Raw genomic sequence first — 26,633 nt, forward strand, 5'->3', positions numbered from 1 at the left:
TTCCGGCGGCCTGAAGCCTTACTCTTCCCGCTCGCAATGTAACATATAGTTAACGTCAACGTTAGGCCCCAGCCAGAAGCTTTGGCGCAGTGGATTATAGTGTAGCCCGATGATGTGCTTCTCACGCAGCGGCGTGTGACTAACCCAGTCGATAAGCTCTGAGGGTTTGATAAACTTGTCGGCATCGTGGGTGCCCTTGGGCACCATTCGCATCACGTATTCGGCGCCTACCACCAGCATCAGCCAGGCCTTGGCGTTACGGTTGATGGTGGAGAAGAAGACCTGTCCGCCGGGTTTGACCAGCAGAGCGCAGGCGTTAACCACCGACGCCGGATTGGGGACGTGCTCCAGCATTTCCATACAGGTAACGACGTCATACTGACCGGAGCGCTCCTGGGCGAGGCTTTCTACCGTCTGCTGGATATATTCCACCTCTACGCCGCTCTCAAGAGCGTGCAGGCGAGCGACGGACAGCGGCTCAGAGCCCATATCGAGGCCGGTGACCTTTGCGCCTTCCTTCGCCATGCTTTCGGCCAGAATGCCGCCGCCGCAGCCGACGTCGAGCACGCGTTTGCCGAACAGACCGTCAGCGCGACTTTGAATGTAGTCCAGACGCAGCGGGTTGATCTGATGCAGCGGCTTAAATTCACCGTCAAGATCCCACCAGCGTGAAGCCATGGCTTCAAACTTGGCTATCTCGTTACGGTCGACGTTTTCTGTGGCGCTCATGACTCGATACCTGAATAAACTATGGGGCCGACAGTATACCCGCAATTTCCCGCGGAGGGGAGTTAGGCTGTGCGGAGAGGAAAAATGGGGAATATTAGAAACCCCCTGCGGGATGTGATATAATTTTGCACCTTTTCGAGGCTAATAAATTAGAGGGATAGCGGCTTCATGAGCGACCTTGCCAGAGAGATAATGCCGGTAAATATCGAGGACGAACTAAGAACGTCGTACCTCGACTACGCGATGTCCGTTATTGTCGGACGCGCGCTGCCGGACGTTCGAGATGGACTTAAGCCGGTACACCGTCGCGTGCTGTATGCGATGAGCGTGCTCGGCAACGATTGGAACAAACCTTATAAGAAATCAGCGCGCGTTGTCGGCGACGTTATCGGTAAATATCACCCTCACGGCGACAGCGCGGTGTATGACACCATCGTCCGTATGGCGCAGCCTTTTTCTCTGCGCTATATGCTGGTCGACGGTCAGGGGAACTTCGGTTCCATCGACGGCGACTCCGCGGCGGCGATGCGTTATACCGAAATTCGCATGTCGCGCATGGCGCACGACCTGCTGGCGGATCTGGATAAAGAGACCGTCGACTTCGGGCCGAACTATGACGGCACCGAGCAGATCCCGACCGTGCTGCCGACCCGCGTTCCCAACCTGCTGGTTAACGGCTCCTCCGGCATCGCCGTGGGCATGGCGACCAACATTCCGCCTCATAACCTGGTTGAAGTGATTAACGGCTGTCTGGCCTATATCGACGATGAGAACATCACCCTTGAAGGGCTGATGGAGCACATCCCGGGGCCGGACTTCCCGACGGCGGCGATCATCAACGGTCGTCGCGGCATTGAAGAGGCCTACCGCACCGGCCGCGGCAAGATTTATCTTCGCGCTCGCGCCGAAATCGAAACCGATGAGAAGAGCGGTAAAGAAACCATCATCGTTCATGAAATTCCCTATCAGGTCAACAAAGCGCGCCTGATTGAGAAAATTGCCGAGTTGGTGAAGGATAAGAAGGTTGAAGGCATCAGCGCGCTGCGCGACGAGTCCGATAAGGACGGTATGCGTATCGTGATTGAAACCAAGCGCGACGCGGTCGCTGAAGTGGTGCTGAATAACCTTTATTCACAAACTCAGCTGCAGGTGACGTTCGGCATCAATATGGTGGCGCTGCACAACGGCCAGCCGAAGCTGCTGGGCCTGAAGGACATGCTGGAGGCGTTTATTCGCCACCGCCGCGAAGTTGTTACTCGCCGCACCATCTTTGAACTGCGCAAAGCCCGCGAACGCGCCCATATCCTTGAAGGTCTGGCGATTGCGCTGGCCAACATCGATCCGATCATTGAGCTGATTCGCGCCGCGGCAACCGCTGCTGAAGCGAAAGTCGCGCTGCTGGCTCGGCCTTGGGAGTTGGGTAACGTAGCCGCAATGCTTGAGCGCGCCGGCGACGACGCCGCTCGCCCTGAATGGCTGGAGCCTGAATACGGCATTCGCGACGGTCAGTACTACCTGACCGAACAGCAGGCCCAGGCGATCCTTGAGCTGCGTTTGCACCGCCTGACTGGCTTAGAGCACGAAAAGCTGCTGGACGAATACAAAGAGCTGCTGGTTCAAATCGCAGCGCTGATTCTGATTCTGGAAAGTCCGGAGCGCCTGATGGAGGTGATCCGCGAAGAGCTGACGGCTATTCGCGATCAGTACAACGATCCTCGTCGTACCGAAATCACCGCCAACACCGCCGATATCAATATCGAAGACCTGATCGAGCAGGAGAACGTGGTTGTGACGCTGTCCCATCAGGGCTATGTCAAGTACCAGCCGCTGTCCGACTACGAGGCTCAGCGTCGCGGCGGCAAGGGTAAATCGGCTGCGCGCATTAAAGAAGAAGACTTTATCGAACGCCTGCTGGTGGCCAATACGCACGATACTATTCTGTGCTTCTCCAGCCGCGGCCGCCTGTACTGGCTGAAAGTGTATCAGCTGCCTGAGGCAAGCCGCGGCGCTCGCGGTCGACCCATCATCAACATTCTGCCGCTGGAACAGGATGAGCGCATTACCGCCATTCTGCCGGTTCGCGAATATGAAGAGGGCCGCAACGTCTTTATGGCGACCGCCAACGGTACCGTGAAGAAGACCCAGTTGACCGAATTCAGCCGTCCGCGCAGCGCGGGCATTATCGCTATCACGCTGAATGACGGCGACGAGCTGATCGGTGTTGACGTCACCGGCGGTTCCAACGAAGTCATGCTGTTCTCCGCTATGGGTAAAGTGGTTCGCTTCTCTGAGGCGGCGGTTCGCTCCATGGGCCGCACCGCTGCCGGCGTTCGCGGTATCCGTCTGGCCGACGGCGACAAGGTGGTTTCACTTATCGTTCCTTACGGCAGCGACAAGCCGCAGGTAGCGGGCGATGAGGCGCTGGAGGACGACGAAGCGCTGGTTAACGACGACCTGCCGGAAGATGACGACGATGACGGCGTAGAGGAAGCCACCTCCAGCGGCATCGGCGATATTCTGACGGTGACGGAAAACGGTTTCGGCAAGCGCACCAGCCTGAGCAGCTATCCGACCAAGTCGCGCGGCACCAAGGGGGTTATCTCCATCAAGGTGAGCGAGCGCAACGGTCAGGTAGTCGGCGCAGTGCAGGTCGATGCCTGCGACCAAATCATGCTTATCACCGACGCCGGTACGCTGGTTCGTACGCGCGTGGCGGAAGTCAGCGTCGTGGGCCGTAATGCTCAGGGCGTAACGATTATCCGTACGGCGGAAGACGAGCGCGTCGTTGGCCTGCAGCGGGTTGCCGATGCGGAAGAGGATGACGAAAACGTCTGTGACGAAGAGGCGCTGGAGGGTGATACCGATACGGTATCGTCTTCTGACGAAGAGTAAGCCGCCTTACCGTCAGTGAATAGAAAAAGCCGATGCGAAAGCGTCGGCTTTTCTTTTACATGGAGTGCGTAAGACAATGCGGTCCGCTACTGATAGGCATCAAACCAATCGTCGGCGCTTTCCCAGGTTTGCTGAAGGATTTCGCTCACCAGCTCCTTATCCGACTTCATTCCACCTAGAACCGTAATGTCATTAGCGCTGCCGCGCCGCACTCTGACGCGCACGTCGGCAAAATGGCAAAACAGCCGCTTTTCCAGCTCTTCCTTCAGCGCGGCTTCGGCTCCGTTGGGGAGAACGTCTTCTTTGCGTATAGAGATTTCAACCTGCATGATTGACCTCGAGATTAAAAAATACTGTATATTTATATAGTATATTAAGCCGAAAAATAAGGCAAACGTCCTTTATTACTCATTTTTGCGGATATTGGGAAAATTACATAAACTCATAGTTGCAATGCGTTACTAATTTGCTTTGTATTATGCATTACTTTGTTAAATAGAATTTTTCAAATTTTTTAGGGGGATAGAATCACTTAAACGGAGGTATAAACATGCCTGATGTCCTTATCGTGAAAGAAAGCCGTTCCGTTTTTTCTGGAAAAATCACTCCTCTGGTCGCCCATGAGGGGCTTTCGATATGCGTTGTGAAGAACGTTTGTGACGTCGAACGATGCATCAAGCGAGAATGCCCGTCTGTCATATTTTTTGATATGAATATGCTGCACGGCCAGCACATTGACTTTTCTTTGCTGAGAAGCGCCAGCGTTATTATGCTTACGGATCATGCTGCTACCGGGTCAACGCTGAGAGCGATACATATTAACGGCCCTGAGAACCGCATTGAGGCAGTGGGTGAACAGCAGCTGCGAGGCCTGCTGTCTCAGGTCAAACGTACGGCAAGATCGGCCGATAGGGCTAGAAACGGCGCCGCGAAGATTAGGACGTGCGATCGCTTCGGCTCGCTTTATGGGCGCTCCCCGCTGATGCGTCACGTCTATGAACAAATTGCCTGCGTTGCGCCAACGAATGCGACGGTCCTTATCGTTGGCGAAAGCGGTACGGGTAAAGAGCAGGTTGCCCAGACTATTCACACCTTGAGCGCTCGCGCTCAGCAGGGCTTTATTCCGATAAACTGTGGCGCAATCTCTGCACAGTTGGTAGAAAGCGAACTGTTTGGCCACGAAAAGGGAAGCTTTACCGGCGCGGACTCTCTGCGCCGGGGGTTGTTTGAGCAGGCCAATGGCGGAACGCTTTTTCTGGACGAAGTGACGGAGATGTCGAGCGAGCTGCAGGTAAAGTTTCTACGGGTGCTGGAAACGGGAAGCTTTATGCGCGTCGGTTCGTCCGGCCTTCGCGACGTTGATGCGCGCATTATCGCCGCGACGAACGCACAGCCTGAAAAGGCGGTCGCTTCAGGGAAGCTGCGGGAGGATCTGTATTACCGCCTGAACGTTTTCCCCATTCAACTGCCCCCGCTGCGCGAACGGCGTGAAGATATACCGATTTTGGCAGAGCATTTTCTTCAGCAGGTTTGTAAGCGGGAAGGGCGCACGAAGCGCTTTCTGCCCTCCACGATTATTCAAATGTGTGACTATGACTGGCCAGGTAACGTTCGTGAACTGCGTAACGCGGTACAGCGTGGATTTATCATGAGCCGCGGCGATAGCATCGGTAGCGAGTGGCGGGTACAGGCTTTTCAGGAGCCGGACAAGCGCCTGCTGATTGACGCCGAGCGAGAGCTTATTTTTACGACGCTTGAACGTTTTCACGGGCACAGAGAGAAAACCGCTGCGGCGCTGGGGGTGAGCCTCAAGACGCTCTACAACCGCTTAAAAAAATATGGTACTGGGCCTGACGGCGGCGAACGTCGGTAAAATTTACCGGAAGATCGGTAAAAAGCGCGTTCCTTTCTCGCTGAGCTTTGTTTTTCCCCTTAAATAGCTCTTTTTTGTTTTCCCTTAATAAATAGCGTGATACGCAAATATCCTTTTGGATATGCCTTCTCCTTACGCGTTGGCACGCCCGTTGCTTAATGGTAGAGGCGCGGCGGCGTTTTTGAAAACGATGCCGTGATGAATTGATTCTATTTATTAGGCTTATTTGAGGAGGAAACCATGACTCAGACAAAAAGGCCGGTGCCTGAAGATTGTCAAAACGAGACGTTTCAGGATGAGAAAGAGAGAAGGAGAGACGACGAAATGGGTGCTCAGCCGCGGGAGAAGGAAGAGGCGTACAACGATAAAAAACGGGAAAAGCCGTGAGGCGGATGGAGGCAGCGATGAAAACGATAAACGTAGTATCTAACGTGCTGGCGGTAGTATTTTTTTCCGGCTTCGTCCTGTGGGTACAGGCTGCCGAGTCGGAAAAGAATCCGTTCGGCGAAAGCGCTCAGACGACGAAAGAGACGAAGAAAAATAGCGACGATAGCTTTATTGACGACGCCGGGCTGACGGCCAAAGTGAAAAGCGCATTGGCCGGTGAGGCGGGTCTGAAAACGTTGAAGCTCAACGTTGACAGCCATAATGGCAACGTCATCGTTACAGGGACCGTGAAAAGCGTGCGCGATAAAGAGGCAATAGGGCGCGCCGTAAGTGGCGTAAAGGGCGTTGAATCATTTAATAACGCCGTCACCATTCAACCATAGCGAGCGGTTACAGAGGGTAATCTATGAACTGGGATATTGTGGAAGGCAACTGGAAACAGTTGAAGGGTGCCGTTAAGGAGAAGTGGGGAAAGCTGACCGACGACGAGCTTGACCAAATTGCCGGGCGGCGGGAGCAGCTGGTCGGAAGAATACAGGAAAGTTACGGCATCTCTAAAGACGAGGCCGAAAAGCAGATTAAAGAGTGGGAAACGCGTAACTAGTACGCGTCTCTCTTCGGTGAGCAAAGAGGAGGGCAATAAACCGCTGTGCTTATTGCCTTTCTCTAGGCGACGTTTCATCACGACGTATCACTTGATCTTGTGCAGAGTGGATATTACGGGGGAATTCATATGCTTTATTACGCCCTGCTGTTTTTTGTCATTGCCCTGATTGCCGCCGCGTTTGGCTTTGGCGGCATCGCCGCCGGGGCGGTGGGGATTGCAAAGATTCTCTTTTTTGTCTTCCTCGCCCTGTTTGTCGTCGCGCTATTTGCGGGGCTGCGGCGCTGATTTCCGATTTGCTTGGCTATCAAGGGGCTTAAGCAAAAAGCCGAACGCCCCGATTTTTGATAGCTGCGTGGGATTGGCCTAGGCGTCGATATGTATCGAGAACCCGGATTGCTCTGGCATGATGTTGGCACTTAAGGTTAAGCTGGGAATGACGTAGTCCCCATCGTTTTGTCGCCGAAATGCGATGGGGGGTATGTTCCATAAATTATCCAGCTTTTGGCCCAGTTCGTCCTGAATATGGGCCATTCTTTTTTGGTCCATTTTTCCCGTCCGATAGATAACCGACGGAGGGAGAACGTCGAATCCCGGATACCAAAGAACGCCGTGGTGTATGGGAAACAGGAGGTCGTCCATAGGGCCATTAATGCCTCTGGCGCTGTAGTGGGGTTCCCAGCCGCCGACGGTGACGAGCAACATGGCACGCTTTCCCTTCATAACGCCGTCGCCAAAGCGGTCACCCCAGTGCGTATCAGAATGCTCGCCAACGCCGTAAGCAAAGCCATAGGCATAAACCCTGTCTATCCAGCCTTTAAGTATGGCGGGCATGGAGTACCACCATAGAGGAAACTGGAGAATAAGCGCATCGGCCCACAGGAGCTTTTTCTGCTCTTTGGCGATATCCACACTCTGTGTTCCTTGCTCAAAGGCCTTTTGGGAATCCAGCGACGGGTGAAAGGGGGCGGTTTTATCTCTGTGCGGAAAATCGTCGGCATCGAGAGCGGACTTCCACTTCATGGCGTAAAGATCGGATACCTGAACGCGGTGTCCTGATTTTTCTAACCTGTTGACGGTGAACTCTTTGAGTGAACCGTTAAGAGAAGTGGGTTCCGGGTGGGCGTAAACCAAAAGTATGTTCATTAATAGCATCTCCGTGTAAATGTCTATCGCAGAATAGGGGATGACTATGTATAGTAAAAATTGATAATTAATATATTTGATATAGCTATGGTTAATTTGATGAGGCTGGATCTTAACCTGCTGATAACGCTGGACGTTTTGTTAAAAGAAAAGAACGTCTCGCGCGCGGCGCGGCGATTAAACCTGTCCCAGCCTTCGGTAAGCGTTCAGTTGGCTAAGCTTCGGGAGTATATGAACGATCCTCTACTGCTGCCCGCCGCCAGGGGAATGCGTCCTACCGCCAGAGCCGAGGCGCTTCAAAAACCGCTGGAACAGGCGCTTTTAGCGCTAACGCAGGCTGTTTCTCCGCCCGATGAATTTAACCCCATGAATTCGTCCCACGAATGGCGCGTTATGGCGTCAGACTATAGTGAAATGACGATATTGCTCCCGGTGCTGGGCGCGCTTCGTCGTAAAGCGCCGGGAACTCGGCTGGCGGTATTTGAGAACGTGCCCGAGAAAATCTCCCGGCTGGTGGAGCAGGGGGATATCGATCTGGCGTTTCACACTCGAAACGACGCGCCGCCGGGCCTGAGAAGCCGAAAGTTGTTTACCGAACGCTACGTGCTTGCCTGCCGGGCCGCTCATCCTTTGCTTACGGCAGCGCCGTCCGTCGAGCAGTTTTGCTCGTTGGAACACGTTATCGTTTCGCCCGATGGCGGCGGCTTTTATGGCGAGACGGACAGGGCGTTGGCTGCAATCGGGACATCCCGACGCGTCGTGCTGTCGGTGCCGCACTTTATGTTTTTGGTTCCCATCCTGATGAAAACCGACCTGGTCGCGATGCTGCCTTCCCGATTAGCTGCGGATATCCCAAACCTTGTAACCTATGAGCCGCCGGTTGAGGTTCCCCCTATGGAAATGCTGATGCTGTGGCATGAACGTTTGCACAGGGATCCTGCACACCAGTGGCTGAGAGAGTTTATTGCCGGTGTGGTTTAACCCTTGGTTTTAAGGCCTTTTGCTTCTCTAAGCGATTGGAAAAATTCAGCAACATGAATTTTTTTCATGCCCCGTGAAATTTCCTCATTTGCCAGACAGTGGCCTGCATGTCAATAATTAGCTATCCAGACGTTTAGCCGTCTATGTTAAATTGTGAATCAAATGGAGATAGCTCATGCAGCGACATACCGCCCCCTACCGCGCCGACATCGTCGGCAGTTTTCTGAGACCGGACGCGATAAAAGAGGCCCGTGAACGGTTTGCCCGCGGAGAAATTGACGCCGCAGCGCTGCGCCAAGTTGAGGATGACGCTATTCGGATTTCGGTTGAAAAGCAGTGCGCCTGCGGCCTTCACGTGGTAACCGACGGCGAGTTTCGCCGCGCGTGGTGGCATCTTGATTTCTTTGCTGGCCTGGAGGGCGTAGAGCTATACGGTGCCGAACGCGGCATTCAGTTTAAGGGCGTTCAGACCAAGGCCCAAAGCGTGCGGATAACCGGCAAGGTCGCATTTGGTAACCACCCGATGCTGAAGGACTTTCTCTTTCTGAAAAGCGTCAGCGGCAACGCCCAGCCCAAAATGACCATTCCCAGCCCCAGCGTGCTGCACTTTCGTGGCGGCTCTGCGGCTATCGATCGTTCGGTTTACCCCGACCTGAGCGACTATTTTGATGATTTGGCAACGACGTGGCGAGATGCGATCCGCGCATTTTATGATGCGGGCTGTCGTTACCTGCAGTTGGATGATACCGTTTGGGCTTACCTGTGCTCCGAAGAACAGCGGGCTGAGGTTCGTGCAAGGGGGGAAGATCCGGACGAGTTGACCCGAATTTACGCCCGCGTGCTGAATAAGGCGCTGGAGGGAAAGCCGGAAGATCTTACGGTAGGTTTGCACGTTTGCCGCGGTAATTTCCGTTCGCGCTGGATCTCCGAAGGCGGCTATGAGCCGGTGGCGGAAGTGCTGTTCGGTACGGTTAACGTCGACGCTTTCTTCCTTGAATACGATAACGATCGCTCCGGTGACTTCTCGCCGCTGCGCTTTATTCGACCGGGAAAGCAGCAGGTTGTCCTGGGCCTGATTACGACAAAAAACGGCGAGCTGGAAAATCCGCAGAGCATTAAGGCCCGACTAAGGGAGGCATCGCAGTATGTCCCTCTGAGCCAAATTTGCTTAAGCCCTCAGTGCGGCTTTGCCTCAACGGAAGAGGGAAACTCGCTGAGCGAAGAACAGCAGTGGCAGAAGGTACGGCTGGTGGCCGAGGTCGCCGCTGAAGTGTGGTGAGAAGGTCTTTTTTGATAGAAGGCGAAAAGACGTAAATCGCGCTATTTACTCGATCCCTGCAATCGCGGCTCTGTAATCAGAGCCGCGTAGTTACTTAAAATGCGGCGTATTGGTACCTCTGTTAGTTCTGACAGGTGATTGCCTAAGTTCTTGTTGATATGATGGGGAGACAAACTTAAAAAGGGCATAAAAATGAAAAAGATAGTTTTTGGCTGTTTGGTATCAGTTCTTTTAACTGGATGTACATCCCCTACATACAATTATGTTCCAAAAACTGAGTTTGTCAGTAAACCATCCGTAGGTAGTGTTAATACGGCTTTTGTTGGTGATGAATTGGTGAGGCAGGGGACGGTAAGTCAATATGAGGGAATAAAAGTTACTGCTTTGGCTAAAATTGGGATGGCTTATAGCATTATGCCTGGCTTTTTGGCTAAGAGAGGTGAAGATGAAAACAGTGAGTTCTACTTGCCAACTGGTGGTGCTGATTCGGCTATTATTGATAAGTCATTTCTTGCTGATCCATGGCAGGCTGTAATGGTAAAAAAAGATACAAAAACTCTTTGTGTCATTACTGCTTTTAATATTTCTACATGTGCAGACAATATGCCATTTGAAAAAATATCACTATCGGTTTCTAGTGATAGTAGCTTTCAACAAACATTACTCTATAACGGTAGGGTTGGTAATAAAATTAATATTGGTTATAGGGAGTTATCTAATAATATGGCTAGACCGGCCTTTAATAATGATGTCGAGTATGATTTATCTGCGTCAAGGTTAATTGGCTATAAAGGCGCTCGTCTTGAAGTTATTGAAGCTACGAATCAAAGCATAACATATAAATTACTTGGTAATTTTAACTAATCAAACTGACATTTAGTTAAACGACTATAAAATATAACTGGCGGCCAATATTGGCCGCCTCTATCGTTTTTATGCCCTCTTAAATGTGTACTACTTTTGACGTAGTATCACTTTACTCCAATCTCCCACTAACAGATTATTTCTATCCTTTCTATGATGTTACACTAATACTTGTGGTGACCGATGAGGATGTACCAGTGATACTTTGGGCAATATGCTATTGGCTGATAAATCGTCATAAAAGTAAATGGTTATTTGATTTAACTTTGTCAGAATACCGTCTCAATGCATCACCGGGATGCAGAGTGCCATCATAAAAAAGGACATATGTCCTTTCTAAGTAAAATTTAATAATATTTTTGTTAATAAGTGTCTTTTGAATTTCTTAATTATCACTATTAATGGTGGTGTTTTTTAGAGCTTACATTACGGTTTGAAATTCACAGGAACTAGCATCGGTATAGTAGCAACCGCTATTTCTAGTTCTGTGACTGGTCTGTTCTTTGGTATAAAAATAAAAGAAAATTAGTCAAAAAGGAATGTACTATTTTTAGGGGGTCAACAAGTCCTATTAGTGTGTTTTTTCTTCATATACTATATTTTTACTAGGTAAAAGCATTTTTATTCTACGCGTAATGAATCTATTAAATTAAGGTCGCTTATTATATTCTTTATTGATTCTATAAAACAGTGTGATTTCATTTCTGAGTGGTTAGATTTTTTCACTTTATTTGTGTTAATTTACTGAGTAAAAAGAAAAGCAACGCAATTAAATTTAAAAGAACAAGGCGGTCATCTGCAATCTGAACAAGATGTTTTATCGCGGATACCGCTGTATATCCGCCGAGGTAGTTTCTCAAGAGCTCAGTTGTATGAGATCGCATTTGAGTGCATGCGTAAGCTTGAAGTGAGTGAGAAAGTGTAGAAGACAGAAACGATCCACATTTGAGCCGCCATTTTTTAGACTTGTAAAGTTGGCTGTCGTAGATGGCTAGATCTGGTTAATGATGAATTAGACGGTTTCGCCATCTTTTTACCATAGTTTCACCACTACCAAACTCAGAACAAAAAAAATCAGCCGCATTGGGCTGATTTTTTGGGGAAATTTGGTCGGCACGAGAGGATTTGAACCTCCGACCCCCGACACCCCATGACGGTGCGCTACCAGGCTGCGCTACGTGCCGAACTAGTGGGCTAATACTACCCTTTATTTGCGTTAATGCAAGAGCGTAAAAGCGCGTTTGCTTTTGTTTTAATCAGTTATTGCACAAATCTTGGTACGCTTTCTGCGTTTTACACTCGTCCGGATTGGTTTTTGACCAACCGGAACGATAGGCAACGGGTTTCCTACCTCTTTTTACGTATTTTGACAAATTCCCGTAGCGCCTTGTATTTCAAAGCTATGGACTTTCCTGCAAATACTTTACAAAGTAAATTATTTAATTTGTTTATATGTGACGTAATGTGTTGCTAAAATTTACATGTAGCATGCTATTCTCTTCTGCTTCGCCGCTTGGGTAAAGCATCAGCGAAGGGGAATTACTCTGGTCTATTTTTTGGAGGAAGCTTAATGAAGCAGAGAAAACATCTGACTCGTCATGAGGTTGAGCAGATTCTTCTGGCGACGGAGCAGGGAAAGCATTTTGAGAGAGACTACTGCCTGATTAAGATGTGTTTTATCCACGGGCTTAGGGTCAGCGAACTGTGTGGTTTAAAGCTGTCGGATATCGATCTGGACGGACGTGCTATCTTCATTCGACGGCTTAAAAACAGCCTGTCGACGATGCATCCGCTGTTTGATGATGAGATCCAAGGGCTGCTTCGTTGGCTTAACGTTCGGCGAGGATGGAGAGATGCAGATTCAGATTGGTTGTTTTTATCTCAAAAAGGGGGGCCGTTGACGCGACAGCAGGTACGTAGGCTGTTAGTTCAATATGGTTCGGAAACGAATATCAGCGTTCGCCCTCATCCACACATGCTTCGGCACGGGTGCGGATTTGCGCTGGCTGATTTGGGAAAGGATACGCGCCTGATACAGGACTATTTGGGGCATAAAAATATCCGACATACTGTGCTGTATACCGCCATCAATACACAGAGATTTGTGAATGTGTGGGGAGGGAAGGTAGGTGAAAATGTTACAAATAGGACCAAGTTGTAGTATAGTTTACTTAGAAATTAATATGAGTCAAATAATTTTGTTATAAAACTTTCCAAATATGGATATCATTATGAAATATAAATGGATTAATAGAAATAAACGCTTTCTCCAACCAGTATGAACTGGCAATAATACAAAAGTAATGTTGCCAGTCCATACGCTCCCTCTCTTTTGGTTATCCTTTTTTTGAAGCTATCCTCCACGCGTTCGTAAAAAATCCTCTTTTCACTCTGTATGTTCCTCTAATTCCGGCGAATATTCCCCTCTTTCCACTTTGGTCCTAAAGGGGTTGTTTGCTGCTTATTATTTAAACAATTGGCCGCGATATGATTGTGGGCGAATCGGGCGTAGCCCGGTCGCTTTTATGTGAGGAAAGTGAAGTCTAAGGAGATGTCATGGATAAGAAAGTGTTATTGGGAATAGCTATCGCCGCCGGTTCATTATGCAGTGCAGTTCAAGCTTCCGATGGTACGATCAATTTTACCGGTTCAATTACCGATAAAACGTGCACCATCGATAGTGGCTCTAAAAGTCTTAACGTTCCGTTGGGGAACGTGTCTAAAGCGTCGCTTCACGGCGCCTCCGGTATGAAGTCATCACCAACAAGCTTTCAGATTGGGTTGAGCGGCTGTCCGGAAACGGCAAAAGCGGCCACCGTAAAGTTTGACGGTAAGGCTACCGGTTCGGATCAAAGCCTGCTGGCGTTAAACGGTGTGGATGGCGTTGCAACGGGTGTTGGCATTGAAATTTCTGATGTGAATAACAATCCTATTGCGCTGTATACGGCATCGCCAGAATTTACCCTAGTTCAGGGCGCTAATACGTTGAAATTCGTTGCACGGTACGTTTCTACCGGCCCTGTAGTAACCACGGGCCCTGCGGACGGAACTTCGCAGTTTACTATCGTCTACAAGTAATTTTGTTTCCTCGGGGTGCGTTTTAGGTCCTTTCTTATCTTTGACTCATCCCGTGTTTGAAATGCGTCATAGCAAGGATTATCCGTAATACCATCTGGAGCAAAAAGTGATACTTCGCATTTCCATTTTACGCCGTTTGGTTATTTGTTCCGTTTCGCTGATTCTGCTGACATTTTTTATCGCCCAGGTCCGTGCGGATATAGCCATTGGCGGGACGCGAGTTATTTATCCTGGGAATAAAAAAGAAACAGGCGTTTCAATAAGCAACCTGAAGGGAAACGACGTCTATTTAATCCAAAGTTGGATTGAAGATGGGGATGCTAATAGAAAAGCGCCGTTTATCGTCACCCCTCCGCTTTTTCGTATCAACGCAGGTGAAGAAAATCAGCTGCGTATAATCCGCACCGGCGGCGAGCTGCCGCAAGACAGAGAATCGCTATTCTGGCTAAGCGTCAAAGCAATTCCCGCTATGACGGAGAGCAATTCGGTAAACGTCCTACAGGTAGTCGTTAAGTCAAGGTTGAAAATGTTTTATCGTCCTGACGGGCTTTCCGGCGAGCCGACAAGCGCCTATCGCCAATTAAACGTTTTCTCTGAGGGAAAAAAGCTCCGAATTGAAAACCCGACGCCCTATTTCGTTACGTTTTTTTCTTTAAAAGTAAATGGAGTAGAAATTAAAGAGGCGGACATGCTGCCGCCTAAAAGCCACATATATTTTACGCCGCCTGGCGGCCGCGTTTCGACGGTCAGTTGGCAGACTATTAACGATTATGGTGGCATCAGCCGAGAAGAACATCGTCAACTATAGGGACGTAAGGAAAGAATATGGACCGTTTCTTTTTACGACGAGAGCGTTTGCTGCTGCTGTTTTCATTCTCCCTGGCGTTGACGGAAGAGTGCGATGCGCGCGAGATTTTTAACATGAGCGCGTTGGAAATTGACCGTGAAGAACAGTCCGTGGTCGACCTGTCGTATTTTTCTGAGGATATGGGCCAGATGCCCGGAACCTATCGCGTTTCCATTTTCGTTAACGGCGAACCTCTGGACAGCGAACAGGACGTTGATTTTATCGCTGGCAAAAACGGGCTGACGGCCCTGATAACGCCAGAGATGCTGTCTCAATGGGGAGTAAGGATTGACGCATTTCCAGAGCTAAGCGCGCTTCCTAAAAACGGCGCGATTGAGGATCTTGGCCGATATATTCCTATGTCGAGCAGCAGCTTTAACTTTAATTCACTGAGGTTGGACGTCAGCATTCCGCAGGCGGCTATCCGTTCTCACGCGCGTGGATGGGTTGACCCAACGCAGTGGGATGAAGGCATACCCGCTGCGGTCGTAAGCTATATGTTCAACGGTTCACGGACGCGACGGGACGATGAAAAAAACGCTCAGGATGACTACTTCCTTAATTTGCAAAGCGGCTTGAATGCGGGTAGCTGGCGCCTGCGTAACTATTCGACCTGGAATTACGCGTCGAGAGACGGTGGACGCTGGGATTCAATTAACACTTATCTTCAGCGCGACGTTAAGTCGCTTAAGGGGCAGTTGACGCTCGGGGACGGCTATACGCCTTCGGACGTTTTTGACAGCATACAGTTTCGCGGCGCACAGCTGGCGTCTGACGATAACATGCTGCCGGACAGCCTGCGCGGTTTCGCTCCCGTCGTTCGCGGTATTGCACAGTCCAATGCGAAGGTGAGCGTTAGGCAAAATGGCTACGTTATTTATCAAACCTATGTGGCGCCGGGCGCATTTGAGATTAACGATCTTTATCCTACTTCCGGTAGCGGGGACCTAACGGTGACGATTGAGGAGTCGGACGGCAGCGAGCGCTCCTTCGTCCAGCCTTTTTCCGCCGTTCCTATCATGCAGAGAGAAGGGAGATTGAAGTATGCGCTCACCGCCGGGAAATATCGCGATTCCGTCTCAGGGAGCGCTGAGCCTAATTTTACTCAGGCGACGGCGATTTACGGTCTGCCTAAGGGCGTCACGGGCTACGGCGGCGCACTCTATTCTGAAGACTATCGCTCCGGCGTCACGGGGCTTGGATTTAACCTGAGGACCTTGGGATCTGTTTCTACGGATATGACCGTTGCCCGAAGCACAATAAATAATAATCAGTCACGGCGCGGTCAGTCATACCGGTTTCAGTACTCTAAAGACGTTCGCAGTACGGGAACGACCTTTACGCTGGCCGCTTACCGCTACTCCACCTCCGGGTTTTATACCTTTCAAGAGGCTAACAGTTCTTCGATTAACGGTTTAAATAGCTGGCAATCGATTGCCCACAAGCGGCAAAAATTTCAGTTGGATATCAGCCAGAACCTGGGCGATCTTGGCTCATTCTATATTTCCGGCTATCAGCAGAACTATTGGAACCTCGACGGCTATGAGCGCACGATAAGTACCGGTTGGAGCAGCGTGTGGAGGAATATCAACTACAGCCTCACCTATAGCTATAGCGATAATCCGGGAGGCATTCGGGGAGACGACCAGCGTTTGGCATTTTCCATCCAGGTCCCGCTTGGCGGCCATACATCCAACGTTTGGGCAAACTACAGCGCAAACGCCAGCAAAGGCGGAAAGGTTAATCACCAGATCGGGATTAACGGGCTGCTTCTGGAGGGGGATCGCCTCAGCTATGGCATTCAGCAAAGCTACGCTAATCAGGGCGGCGGCTATTCGGGTAACGCAAGCCTTAATTATAAAGGAACCTATGGTGAACTCTCCGGCGGCTATAACTATGACGAAGGTGGAAATCAGGTCACCTATGGCGTGAAGGGGGGAATGGTGCTTCATCAGTACGGTCTGACGCTTTCCCAGCCTCTAGGGGAGTCGATTGCCGTTGTCAGAGCGCCGGGCGCTAGCGGCGTGCGGCTTCAAAATGGTACCGGTATTTATACCGACTGGCGAGGATACACCGTCATTCCCTACCTCAATCCCTATCAGAAAAATCGTATTGGATTAGATTCAGATACGTTTGGTGATGATGTTGATGTAGATACGGCTGTGCGTACCGTAACGCCGACTCGGGGCGCGGTTGTGTTGGCCGATTTTAATACGCGGGTTGGGCGCCGCGTGCTGATGACGTTGAGCGAAAGCGGCAGGCCGCTACCGTTTGGTTCGTTAGCTACATTAGACAACGGGGGGAGCGGCATCGTCGGAGAGGATGGGCTGGTATATCTGATGGGCGTGCCGGATGAGGGGGATGTCATTGTTTCTTGGAATGGCGAGCCGCAGTGTACCGTGTTCTATCGATTGCCGGATCTGGAGGAGGGCGCTTCGGTTACTACAATTAGACAGGAATGCCAGCGATGAAGCATCTAAGACAACTAGGTATGTTTATTATTTTGTTGGGCTTTTTATCTAACGTCCATGCCAGTTGTTATAAAGGAGGCGATTTTATAAAAACCATCTCTTTTGGAAATGTCATCGTACAACGCGATATGCCTATTGGCAGCACTATTGCGAGCGTCGTTACAGGGGACTATAACGGTGGAAAAACGATGGCGGGCTGTACAACGGACTGGACGTATCGATGGGAACGATCTCAATGGCCTATGTTGAGCGATCTTGGTAATAAGATTTATCTTACCAATCTTCCTGGCGTTGGAATTCGGTTGACAAATACGGCATCCGGTTTTGTATTGCCTTACGATGAAGCTTTCTATGCAAATGAATACGTCATACTTACTGGCAACGGTATAAAAGCGGAATTGATAAAAATCGGAGATATAACAGGAGGTGCATTGGACTCAGGCCGGTTGGCGCGAGCCTCTGTTGCAAATCAGTTTTATTTTGCCGATTTGCACCTGACGGGCGTCAACAATATTACGTCAGTAGCCTGTAGCGTTACGACGCCTGCCGTCAACGTTCCTTTAGGTCAACGTAATAAAAGCGAGTTCAGCGGTATCGGTAGCGGGACCGTCTGGCAAGACGTCAATATTATGTTGGATTGCAATAAAGACGCGCGTATCAACGTAAGAATTGATGCGATAGCCGATCGGTCCGGCCTGCCGGGCGTTTTGGCGATTGATGAACAGCCTGGAGATATGAAAGCCGGCGGCATAGGTATACAGCTCTACTATCGGCCGGATAATAAGCCGGTTGTATTTAGTCAGGAAACTTTCTATTACCAGTCTCTATATGGCGGCCAGGAGATCGTTAAGTTGAAAGCTCGCTATTGCCAAACCGAAGCAAACATTATTCCCGGTAATGCCAACGGAACGGCAACGTTTACGCTGAGCTATAAATAGTGCGCTTTTATTGGTTTGAGGTTCGCCACGGTGGTCCTGACTGAGGGAGAACTTATGTATATAAAGAAAATCCATGGCGTAACGTGGGGCTTTTTTTTCGTGATAATTTTAACCACATTGGCGCCATGCGTTCACGCAGGCTGTACGCCCATCAACGGCTGGAACTATAAGCGCACGATAGTTAATTTACCCAACCGAATTATTATTCAAGCCAGCGCGCCTTTAGGCGTGCCTTTTTATGAGTCAACCATTAATGGAACATCCGGTGGCGAGCAGTATGCTCGCTGCAGTGGCTCAATAACTACCGGCACAAGGTACGAAAACGGTTGGTCAACGGATGGCTCCGGCATTGCGGCAACGAACGTTGCGGGCGTTGGAGTCCGCCTCTATTGGATGGCCGATGGCGTTCGTCCCTACGCTGTGCCGCACGATCCCATGAGTACTTTTAATACTGATGAACAGCATCCTTTAGCCTGGAGAAATGGCGAACCCTCATGGCGAATTCAACTGATTAAGACGGGTAACATTAATGGTGGAACCTTGAGAACGGGAGACTATGCCGTTTTTGGCGCAGGAGGGGCTTTAATTACGGTGTTAAGCATTGGCGGAGGCGGGGAGATTGTGCCTGCCGGGTGCACAATCATGAAGTCAAACATCCTTGTGCCAATGGGAAAACGCGACAAGTCTGACTTTCAGGGCGTTGGTTCGTCAACCGCGTGGGAAAACGTTGATATTCCTCTGAGCTGCAGCCAGTCCGCAAAAATTAACGTTCGTATTGACGCGGTTGCCGATGGAAGCGCGCCGGGATTAATGAAGCTCGACGGCGCGCCGGGAGATATGGCGGCTTCCGGAGTGGGCATCCAGCTTTATTATCGTTCGGATAATAATCCGGTTGCGTTCGGTCAAGAGCGTTTTTATCAGCAGTCAGCGAACGGAGGAAACGAGAGCGTTCAGCTAAAGGCGCGCTATTACCAAACGCACGAACGTATTGTTCCCGGAACGGCCAACGGGACGGCGACGTTTACGTTGACCTATAAGTAATGCGTTAATGAGCGTGCGATTGCGCTCTCTCCATTGTTCCAATATCGCTAATGGTTCCGTGACTTCTTTCCCCGCGCCTATAATTTAAATCGAATTTTTCCAAATGAGACTTACTTTCAATAGCTATTGATTTGCATTATCATTTAACGAGAAATAAAACATCCGGCTAATAGTTATAAAAACGAGTCTTGGCTAAGTAGGCTGCAAATTTATGCTTAATATTAAATGCATCATTACCACCTTTACCACCCTTATGCTTTTTTTCGTTAGTTCATCCTGCTGGTCTGAAGAGAACGTCGGCTATCCGATTTCGATCCAGCACGCATTTGGCACTACGGTGATAAAGCAAAAACCCGTGCGGGTTGCGACCGTCGCTTGGGCTAATCATGAGGTTCCGTTGGCCTTAGGGATTGTGCCGGTAGGTTTTGCTGCCGCTAAATTTGGTGATGATGATGGCGATGGCGTATTGCCGTGGGTGAGTGCGCGTTTAAACGAGTTGGATGCAAAAACGCCGACGCTATTCGATGAAGGCGACGGTATCGATTTTGAAGCCGTCGCCGCAACGCAACCTGACGTGATCCTCGCTGCGTACTCAGGTTTAAGCCAGTCGGATTATGACACTTTGAGTATGATAGCCCCCGTCGTTGCCTATCCTGATTCTCCTTGGTCAACCGATTGGCGAAGCATGATCCGCATTAATAGTGCTGGTTTAGGGCTGGCTAAAGAGGGGGAAGCGCTGATCGCGACAATTGAAGGCGATATTGCTGAACGCGTGGCCAGCTACCCGGAATTGCGTAATAAAACGGCGATGTTCATTACTCATTTGGATCCAACAGACCTAAGCGTTTTACGTTTTTATACTGCGAATGATTCCCGAGTGAAATTCTTTAAGGATTTGGGCCTGGCCTCGCCGGAAAGCGTAGAAAAATTAAGCCGCTCCGGCGTATATTCCGGCGAAGCGAGTATCGAACAAATCGACGCATTTAATGATGTTGATATTTTTGTGACTTATGGTGGGAAAGAGCTGCTTGACCCGCTGTCTTCTAATCCACTGATGACAAAAATGCGTGCAGTAGAGCAGGGCTCTATCGTCATGTTAGGCAATAGCCCTCTTGCCACGGCGGCAAATCCAACGCCGTTATCGATACCCTGGGTATTGGACGACTATCTTAAGGCGCTGTCTACCGCGGCTCGCAAAGCAAAATGATGGTCATTGTCTCAAAACAAGACTGTCAGTCGAGTAAAAAACGACGTATTTCTCGCCCTGTGAGCTTAGCGGCACTAATAGCTATGTTGCTGTTACTGTGTTTGCTCTCCGTTGCGCTGGGTACGCGCGACGTTTCTTGGCAGGAGATCGTCGGGGCTTTGCAAGGCCATATGGATACGGTTGGTGAAGCCGCCGTTACGATGCGTATCCCTCGCACCGTATTAGCCGTTGTTGCCGGGGCTTCTTTAGGTCTGGCGGGAGCCGTTATGCAAGGGGTTACGCGTAATCCTTTAGCAGATCCGGGGATTCTCGGGGTGAACATTGGCGCTGCGTTTTTTGTCGTCGTTGGGCTCGCATGGTTAGGCATTAATCAGATGCAAAGCTATGTGTGGATGGCGATTTTAGGATCTGCGGTTACGGCTGCTTTCGTCTACACCATCGGCTCAATGGGGCGGGGTGGGGCAACACCGCTAAAGCTGGCCTTGGCGGGGGCAGCTACGTCCGCGGCTTTAGCGTGTTTTACCATAGCCGTTGTGTTACCCCGCAATGATATCGCTGGTGGCGTTCGTTCGTGGCAAATTGGCGGCGTAGGCGGGGCAACTTTTGAGGCTTTACTGCTCGTTCTTCCCTTTATGCTGGTCGGGTTAATTATCACCGTTCTTACGGCAAGAAAGCTCAATACGCTTGCTTTGGGCGACGATCTGGCCGCAGGTTTAGGTGAAAACGTTGTTTGGGCCAGATGCGCCGCCGGGCTAGGAGCGATATTGCTATGCGGAGCAACGACGGCAATCTGTGGCCCAATCGGGTTTGTAGGACTGGTTGTGCCGCATTTTTGCCGCCTGCTAGTAGGGGTTGACCACCGATGGCTGCTGCCATTTTCCGCTTTGGGGGGCGCAAGCTTATTAGTGCTCGCTGATATTTTAGGACGCCTCATTGCGCGGCCTAGTGAACTATCCGTCGGCGTCGTGACCGCTTTTATCGGCGCGCCGTTTTTTATTTGGATTGTGCGCTGTCAACGGGTTAGAGAGCTGTAATGAATGAACCAGTGAGTTTGTACACGCAAGTTAGACACGTACGCTTGCAGCGCTTTCGTCGTTGGATGGGAATTACCATTGGGTTACTGCTGCTCAGCATTGCCGGATGGTGGTTGACTCTACTCCTAGGACAATCGTACACGCCTCCGCCCGTGGTGTGGCAAGTGCTCAGCGGTGAGAATGTTCCCGGAGCAAGCTTTACGGTTGGACATTTACGATTACCGAGAGCGATAGCTTCGTTATTGGCCGGCATGAGTTTTGGCATGGCGGGCGTTGCTTTTCAAACCATGCTGCGTAATTCGTTAGCGAGCCCTGATATTGTCGGCGTCTCTTCCGGGGCAAGTGCGGCAGCGGTCTTTGCTATCATTGTTTTAAAAATGGATGGTTCATCGGTAGCGGCCTTTTCGATTGCCGTAGGCCTATTTGTTGCACTGCTGGTGTACGGGCTTTCCTATAGAAACGGCATTGCCGGAACTAGACTGATTTTGGTGGGTATCGGTATATCCGCGATGATAGAAAGTTGTATAGCTTACTTATTGTCTCAAGCAAACTCTTGGGACCTGCAAGAAGCGATGCGCTGGCTAACCGGCAGCGTCAATTCAGTACAAATCCATCAAACGTTGCCTTTACTGGCGTCGCTTGTTCTTTTTGGTGGCTTACTGCTTTGCCGTAAAAGAGATCTTGATGCGCTGCGCATGGGGGAAGATACCGCCGCTGCATTAGGCGTTAATATTGGATTGACACGTATTACCGTCATTGTGTGTGCCGTAGGGCTGATTGCGGTTGCGACGTCAGTGACCGGCCCCATTGCCTTTGTTGCCTTTTTATCCGGACCAATTGCCGCCCGCATATTGAAAGGAAGCGGCTCGTTGTTAATTCCTTCGGCTCTAGTAGGGGCGGGCTTAGTTTTATTCAGCGACTATATCGGGCAATTTTTGTTACCAAGTCGTTATCCGGTGGGAGTTGTGACGGGCGCTTTGGGTGCGCCGTATTTAATCTATTTAATCATACGCGTTAATCGGAAAGGGGGCTCTTTGTGACAAAAGCTCATGAGCTCGTTATCGAGCAACTGTCTGCCGGATATGGAGAAAAAACAATCTTACAAGACATTAGTCTAAAGATAGCGGCAGGAAAAATAACCTCGATCGTTGGCGCTAACGCGTGCGGTAAGTCTACGTTGCTACGCACGATATCTCGACTGTTGCCACCGTCACAAGGGCAAGTGCTGCTTGATGGTAAGTCGGTACACCATAGCCCAACTCGCATCTTGGCGCGCACGCTCGGCCTATTGCCTCAGTCCCCCATCGCGCCCGAGGGCATCACGGTTGGTGATTTAATCAGTCGAGGAAGGCATCCTCATCACGGGCTGATGTCTCGTTGGAATATCAAAGATGATGAAGCCGTTGCTAACGCGCTAAAAATGACGAAAACCGCTGAGCTGATTGATAGAGACGTAGACAGGCTCTCCGGCGGACAAAGGCAAAGGGTATGGATAGCCATGGCGTTGGCGCAAGAAACCGATATTTTACTGTTGGACGAGCCGACCACTTTTTTGGACGTTACTCATCAGGTTGAAGTATTGGATTTGCTTGTGGATCTTAACCTGCAGCGCGGCATCACAATTGTCATGGTCTTGCATGACCTCAATTTGGCTGCGCGCTATTCGGACTATCTTCTGGCGATGATCAACGGTCGAGTTCACGCACACGGCAATCCACATGAGGTTTTAACGAATGATATGATCCAAGCCGTTTTCGGTTTGAATAACCATATCATTCAAGACCCAGTATCCAGCATCCCCATGATGATCCCAATAGGGCGCCATAAGCTAAAGGGAGCCGCATAAGCGGCTCACCGCATTTTGCCTGATATAAGATTTAAAAACGCCTTTAGCGCCGGGTTATTGGACGTATTTTTATATATAAAGCTCAGCGGAATCGTGTTTGGTAAAATATCGAGCGTGGTATAGGAAACCATGTTGGAGCTGCGAACAAAATGGCGTTCATTGACAATTGCAACGCCATTACCTGCTGCAACTAAACCTAGTATCGTGCTTTCACCGTGTGCCCACTGGGTCATTTCCGGCTTCCACCCCATATTTTGGAATAGCGTTTCCTGCCAGTCATAATAGTGCGGGTCAGCGCTTCTTGGGAGGCGAATGGATGGAAATGCGTTGAGTTCTTCAATAGTAGTTGAAGATGAAATTTTCCCTTCCCAACCGGTCGGATAAGCCAGAACCAGCTTATCTTCAGCAACATGCTGAATTGAATATTCCGCAGACAGTGGAGAGAAATAATACAAAAAAGCGCCATCAATTTGTTCTAACTCTAGCCTCTTCAGCAACACCGTTGGCGTGTCTGAATATGCTTCTAATTCAATCAATAAATTGGCGCGGCAAAATTGACTGATACACTGGGTCACTTCCCCTTCCCATAACACAAAGTCTGGCGCACCAAGGGATAAAGAACCGTATTCAGTATTCGATAGCTGACGCACCTTCGCATTCGCATCTTCTATTTGCTTCATGATTGTCCCCAGCCGCTTCTGGTATACCTTGCCAGCTCTGTTCAGGCATAGCCCCTTAGGCAAACGGTCAAACAGTTGAACGCCTAATTCACTCTCTAGTTCTTTGATTTTACGTGAAATAGCAGGTTGGGTAACGTGAACCTTCTGCGCGGCTAAACGGATATTTTGCGTTTCAGCAACGGCAAGAAAGTATTTTAGGTGACGTAAGTCCATCTCTTTACTACTCAATATAGGCATCGATTGATAACGATATATCAATTCAATTAATTGCAAATAGGACTCATTATCATTATTTGTGGTAAAAAGATCAATCCGTTGATGCTTTCGGCGACTGTCGGCTGTAAGGCCCTTTGCTAAAAGCGATGCGGCACATACACGCTTAAACCTGATGGTGGTGCTAAAAGTGGATTAAAGAGCAAAATTTTACTCACATAGATCGCACGGTAAAAACGGGCAAGTTTTCTATGAAAGATAAATAACGAGTTGATTAATATTATTTCAATGCAAGGACTATTAGAATTTTAAGGGTTAGGATCTCTATGAACATTAATAGAAATGGTATGTGTTTCCCTAAGACGCGCCGTAGCGCAAAACACATGCTCTTATTCTGTCTGCCCGTCTTTACCTATTCGGGGTTAGCGTATTCTCAAGACCAAAATAGCAACGAGGAAAAAGAAGCTCATCGCGTTAATACGATAACCGTTTATGGCCAAGTGCCATCTGATGATGCAAATACGACGGTTGCAAAAGAGCTTTGGGTTGGCGGTAAAGTAGCTACCAGCGTTTTAGATACGCCGGCCTTGGTCTCGGTAATTACAGAAAAAGAAATAAATCAAAGAAACGCGTCCACAACGGAAGAAATTCTTCAATATACTCCGGGATTAATTACTGACTATTATGGATCAGATGACCGTAACGACTATTTCAAGATTCGGGGGTTTCAGGCAACGACCTATCGTGACGGCATGACGCTAGGATCTATGCGGGGCGTACGTGAAGATCCCTATGCCTATGAGCGCGTGGAGGTTATTCGTGGCGCCAACTCAACGCTGTTTGGCCCCGCCGATCCCGGAGGTTCAGTCAACTTTGTCAGTAAAAGGCCTAAATTCGGAAGCTTTGGCAATAGCTATGTGTCATATGGTTCGTTCGATCATAAAGAGGTGGGTTTGGATTTTGGCGATGCGCTTGATGAAGGAAAAACCATTGCCTATCGTTTGACGACGAAAATAAAGGATAGCGATTTAGAGTATGATTATTCGAAGGATAACTCTCAGTTTGTAATGGGAGGGATCACTTGGCAACCTTCGATAGATACGACGGCGACCTTAATCGTTGACTACTTGGGGCAAGACTCTACGCCCAACAGCGGCGGCTATCCATTGGATAAAGAGTATGACCGCAGCGATTTTTACGGTGAGCCTGACTACAACAAGCACGACGTTGATCGTACAAACGTGACGGCGCAGGTCGCGCACTACATTTCTGACAGCATCAAATTTAGCGGTAACCTACGCTATAGCCATTTAAAAGACAACTATGGGTATGTCTATCTGTATGACTATGCGGGACGTAAAGGCAGTGATTTATCCCGCTATTATTTCGGAACGGACACGTCTTCGAGAGAGCTGATTGGTAATACCATCATTCAATATGATACAAGTTTTGCGTTAGTCGATAGCAGTACGCTGGTTGGTTTGGAATATCGCGATGCTTCAAGCCATGATAAGTCAGTTTATGGCTTAGCCAATAGCATTAATATCGATAATCCTGTTTACAGCGGCACTCCGAATATAGGTGCGCCCTATAGCAAGAATGACCAGGATTACACGACTAAATCCGCCTTCTTACAGCAAAATCTCTCATTCGACGATCGCTACATCGTGACTTTTGGTGCGCGCTATGACTATCTGGATCTCTCGAATCGCGACATTAACGGTATACGCACCAGCGATAATTTCTCAGAGACTTCGCTGCGTGCCGCGTTTACGTATAAAGTGACGGAAGAGTGGTCATCTTATATCAGTCAAGTAGAGTCAGTTGCGCCTCCTTCAATAGGCGTAAAGCCTGAACGAGGCGAGCAAATAGAATTCGGCGTCAAATACGCCCCACAGAGCGTTAATGCGCTGTTTTCTGCCGCGGTGTATGACCTGAAGAAGAAAGACGTGACGATGGCGGTCGTTCAGCCAAATGGAACGATTGAGCGAGAAACGGTCGGTGAAACCCGGGTTAAAGGGTTTGATTTCGAGATGAAGGCTGAACTAACGGAAAACCTTAGCTTGACGGGCGGCTATTCCTATATGAAATCTGACGTGGTTCGCGGTAGCACCAGAACGGGCGCTTCGCTGGAAGGGAATGAGTTTGCCAGCGCGCCAAACCACACCGTATCCCTGTGGGGTTATTATACGTTGCCTAACCAAAGTATGGATGTGGGATTAGGGACTCGTTATGTTGGCAGTTACTACTTTGATGCGGATAATACCTCAAAAAGTGAAGCGGCAATGCTTTTTGATGCGGCATTCTCGTATCGAATTACAAAATCGGCGAATCTGTCCGTCAACGTCCATAATATAACGGATAAGCAATATGTCGTAGGCTCCGGTACGGCAAATTACTACAATCCAGGACGTTCGGTTAACGCCGTTTTACATTATTCTTGGTAAGCAAGGAATATAAACAAAAGAGCTGCAGTTTGCAGCTCTTTTGCTTTAAGCGGAATGCTCGCCTCAGATAGCGCAT

24 protein-coding genes and 1 tRNA gene are annotated in these 26,633 nt (G+C 49.6%); 20 read left to right on the top strand and 5 right to left on the bottom strand.

Annotated elements, in window-relative coordinates:
* Positions 1-18: 18 nt before the first annotated feature.
* Positions 19-729 carry a bifunctional 2-polyprenyl-6-hydroxyphenol methylase/3-demethylubiquinol 3-O-methyltransferase UbiG gene (gene ubiG / locus G544_RS0109675; protein WP_027274412.1) on the bottom strand — a complete coding sequence of 237 codons (711 nt, stop codon included), beginning with the start codon at positions 727-729 and terminating at the stop codon, positions 19-21.
* A gap of 168 nt (positions 730-897) precedes the next feature.
* Here ubiG and gyrA point away from each other — a divergent pair, with 168 nt between their 5' ends.
* On the top strand, positions 898-3,621 hold the full coding sequence (gene gyrA, locus G544_RS0109680; RefSeq protein WP_027274413.1) for a DNA topoisomerase (ATP-hydrolyzing) subunit A: 2,724 nt from the start codon (positions 898-900) through the stop codon (positions 3,619-3,621).
* Positions 3,622-3,707: 86 nt separating this feature from the next.
* On the opposite strand, the gene G544_RS0109685 is transcribed toward gyrA, so the two are convergent.
* Positions 3,708-3,950 (bottom strand): DinI-like family protein, encoded by a 243-nt coding sequence (locus tag G544_RS0109685; RefSeq protein WP_027274414.1) that lies wholly within the window; start codon positions 3,948-3,950, stop codon positions 3,708-3,710.
* A gap of 221 nt (positions 3,951-4,171) precedes the next feature.
* On the opposite strand from G544_RS0109685, the gene G544_RS0109690 reads away from it, so the two are divergent.
* From G544_RS0109690 to G544_RS21710, 5 genes are all read left to right on the top strand, one after another.
* Positions 4,172-5,494 (top strand): sigma-54 interaction domain-containing protein, encoded by a 1,323-nt coding sequence (locus tag G544_RS0109690; RefSeq protein ID WP_027274415.1) that lies wholly within the window; start codon positions 4,172-4,174, stop codon positions 5,492-5,494.
* 240 nt (positions 5,495-5,734) lie between these two features.
* Positions 5,735-5,881: a hypothetical protein gene (locus G544_RS22165; protein WP_154656329.1), complete on the top strand. Its 147-nt coding sequence runs from the start codon at positions 5,735-5,737 to the stop codon at positions 5,879-5,881.
* Between the two features lie 17 nt (positions 5,882-5,898).
* Positions 5,899-6,264, top strand: a complete 366-nt coding sequence (locus tag G544_RS21310) for a BON domain-containing protein (RefSeq protein WP_051155675.1) — start codon at positions 5,899-5,901, stop codon at positions 6,262-6,264.
* Positions 6,265-6,287: 23 nt separating this feature from the next.
* Positions 6,288-6,485, top strand: coding sequence for a CsbD family protein (locus G544_RS0109705; protein WP_027274416.1), 198 nt, complete (start codon positions 6,288-6,290; stop codon positions 6,483-6,485).
* Between the two features lie 129 nt (positions 6,486-6,614).
* Complete coding sequence (locus tag G544_RS21710) at positions 6,615-6,773, top strand: DUF1328 domain-containing protein (RefSeq protein WP_027274417.1); 159 nt, start codon at positions 6,615-6,617, stop codon at positions 6,771-6,773.
* Between the two features lie 78 nt (positions 6,774-6,851).
* Here G544_RS21710 and G544_RS0109715 read toward each other — a convergent pair whose 3' ends face one another.
* Entirely contained in the window at positions 6,852-7,631 is a 780-nt protein-coding gene (locus tag G544_RS0109715) for an NAD(P)H-dependent oxidoreductase (protein ID WP_027274418.1), read from the bottom strand.
* Positions 7,632-7,718: 87 nt separating this feature from the next.
* Here G544_RS0109715 and G544_RS0109720 point away from each other — a divergent pair, with 87 nt between their 5' ends.
* From G544_RS0109720 to G544_RS0109730, 3 genes are all read left to right on the top strand, one after another.
* Positions 7,719-8,612, top strand: coding sequence for a LysR family transcriptional regulator (locus G544_RS0109720; RefSeq protein ID WP_027274419.1), 894 nt, complete (start codon positions 7,719-7,721; stop codon positions 8,610-8,612).
* A 175-nt stretch (positions 8,613-8,787) separates the two neighbouring features.
* Positions 8,788-9,891, top strand: a complete 1,104-nt coding sequence (locus tag G544_RS0109725) for a cobalamin-independent methionine synthase II family protein (RefSeq protein ID WP_027274420.1) — start codon at positions 8,788-8,790, stop codon at positions 9,889-9,891.
* Positions 9,892-10,083: 192 nt separating this feature from the next.
* The gene (locus G544_RS0109730) at positions 10,084-10,755 is read left to right on the top strand and encodes a hypothetical protein (protein ID WP_027274421.1); all 672 of its coding nucleotides are present in this window, start codon (positions 10,084-10,086) and stop codon (positions 10,753-10,755) included.
* Positions 10,756-11,862: 1,107 nt separating this feature from the next.
* On the opposite strand, the gene G544_RS0109735 is transcribed toward G544_RS0109730, so the two are convergent.
* A tRNA-Pro gene (locus G544_RS0109735) sits at positions 11,863-11,939 on the bottom strand.
* 386 nt (positions 11,940-12,325) lie between these two features.
* Here G544_RS0109735 and G544_RS0109740 point away from each other — a divergent pair.
* The 10 genes from G544_RS0109740 (at position 12,326) to G544_RS0109785 (ending at position 23,217) form a co-directional block, all read left to right on the top strand.
* Positions 12,326-12,916, top strand: a complete 591-nt coding sequence (locus tag G544_RS0109740) for a tyrosine-type DNA invertase (RefSeq protein ID WP_027274422.1) — start codon at positions 12,326-12,328, stop codon at positions 12,914-12,916.
* A 395-nt stretch (positions 12,917-13,311) separates the two neighbouring features.
* Positions 13,312-13,833 carry a fimbrial protein gene (locus G544_RS0109745; RefSeq protein WP_027274423.1) on the top strand — a complete coding sequence of 174 codons (522 nt, stop codon included), beginning with the start codon at positions 13,312-13,314 and terminating at the stop codon, positions 13,831-13,833.
* 106 nt (positions 13,834-13,939) lie between these two features.
* Positions 13,940-14,641 (top strand): fimbrial biogenesis chaperone, encoded by a 702-nt coding sequence (locus G544_RS0109750; RefSeq protein WP_245614567.1) that lies wholly within the window; start codon positions 13,940-13,942, stop codon positions 14,639-14,641.
* A gap of 17 nt (positions 14,642-14,658) precedes the next feature.
* Positions 14,659-17,151 (top strand): fimbria/pilus outer membrane usher protein, encoded by a 2,493-nt coding sequence (locus G544_RS0109755; protein WP_027274425.1) that lies wholly within the window; start codon positions 14,659-14,661, stop codon positions 17,149-17,151.
* A complete protein-coding gene (locus G544_RS0109760) occupies positions 17,148-18,089 on the top strand; it encodes a fimbrial protein (protein WP_027274426.1) in 942 nt (313 codons plus the stop codon). Before G544_RS0109755 ends, G544_RS0109760 begins: the two co-directional genes overlap by 4 nt.
* Positions 18,090-18,188: 99 nt before the next feature.
* Positions 18,189-19,130 (top strand): fimbrial protein, encoded by a 942-nt coding sequence (locus G544_RS20315; protein ID WP_161624118.1) that lies wholly within the window; start codon positions 18,189-18,191, stop codon positions 19,128-19,130.
* A 211-nt stretch (positions 19,131-19,341) separates the two neighbouring features.
* Entirely contained in the window at positions 19,342-20,337 is a 996-nt protein-coding gene (locus G544_RS0109770) for an iron-siderophore ABC transporter substrate-binding protein (protein WP_027274427.1), read from the top strand.
* 83 nt (positions 20,338-20,420) lie between these two features.
* Entirely contained in the window at positions 20,421-21,371 is a 951-nt protein-coding gene (locus tag G544_RS0109775; protein WP_211218901.1) for a FecCD family ABC transporter permease, read from the top strand.
* Positions 21,371-22,411: a FecCD family ABC transporter permease gene (locus tag G544_RS0109780; protein WP_027274429.1), complete on the top strand. Its 1,041-nt coding sequence runs from the start codon at positions 21,371-21,373 to the stop codon at positions 22,409-22,411. The genes G544_RS0109775 and G544_RS0109780 overlap by 1 nt, the downstream gene beginning before the upstream one ends.
* Positions 22,408-23,217 (top strand): ABC transporter ATP-binding protein, encoded by an 810-nt coding sequence (locus G544_RS0109785; protein ID WP_027274430.1) that lies wholly within the window; start codon positions 22,408-22,410, stop codon positions 23,215-23,217. The genes G544_RS0109780 and G544_RS0109785 overlap by 4 nt, the downstream gene beginning before the upstream one ends.
* A gap of 5 nt (positions 23,218-23,222) precedes the next feature.
* Here G544_RS0109785 and G544_RS0109790 read toward each other — a convergent pair whose 3' ends face one another.
* On the bottom strand, positions 23,223-24,170 hold the full coding sequence (locus G544_RS0109790; protein WP_081650772.1) for a LysR family transcriptional regulator: 948 nt from the start codon (positions 24,168-24,170) through the stop codon (positions 23,223-23,225).
* 266 nt (positions 24,171-24,436) lie between these two features.
* Between G544_RS0109790 and G544_RS0109795 the strand changes: the two genes are divergently transcribed.
* Complete coding sequence (locus G544_RS0109795; RefSeq protein WP_081650773.1) at positions 24,437-26,557, top strand: TonB-dependent siderophore receptor; 2,121 nt, start codon at positions 24,437-24,439, stop codon at positions 26,555-26,557.
* The last annotated feature ends 76 nt before the right edge of the window (positions 26,558-26,633 follow it).

Source organism: Leminorella grimontii ATCC 33999 = DSM 5078 (assembly GCF_000439085.1).
Classification (GTDB): domain Bacteria; phylum Pseudomonadota; class Gammaproteobacteria; order Enterobacterales; family Enterobacteriaceae; genus Leminorella; species Leminorella grimontii.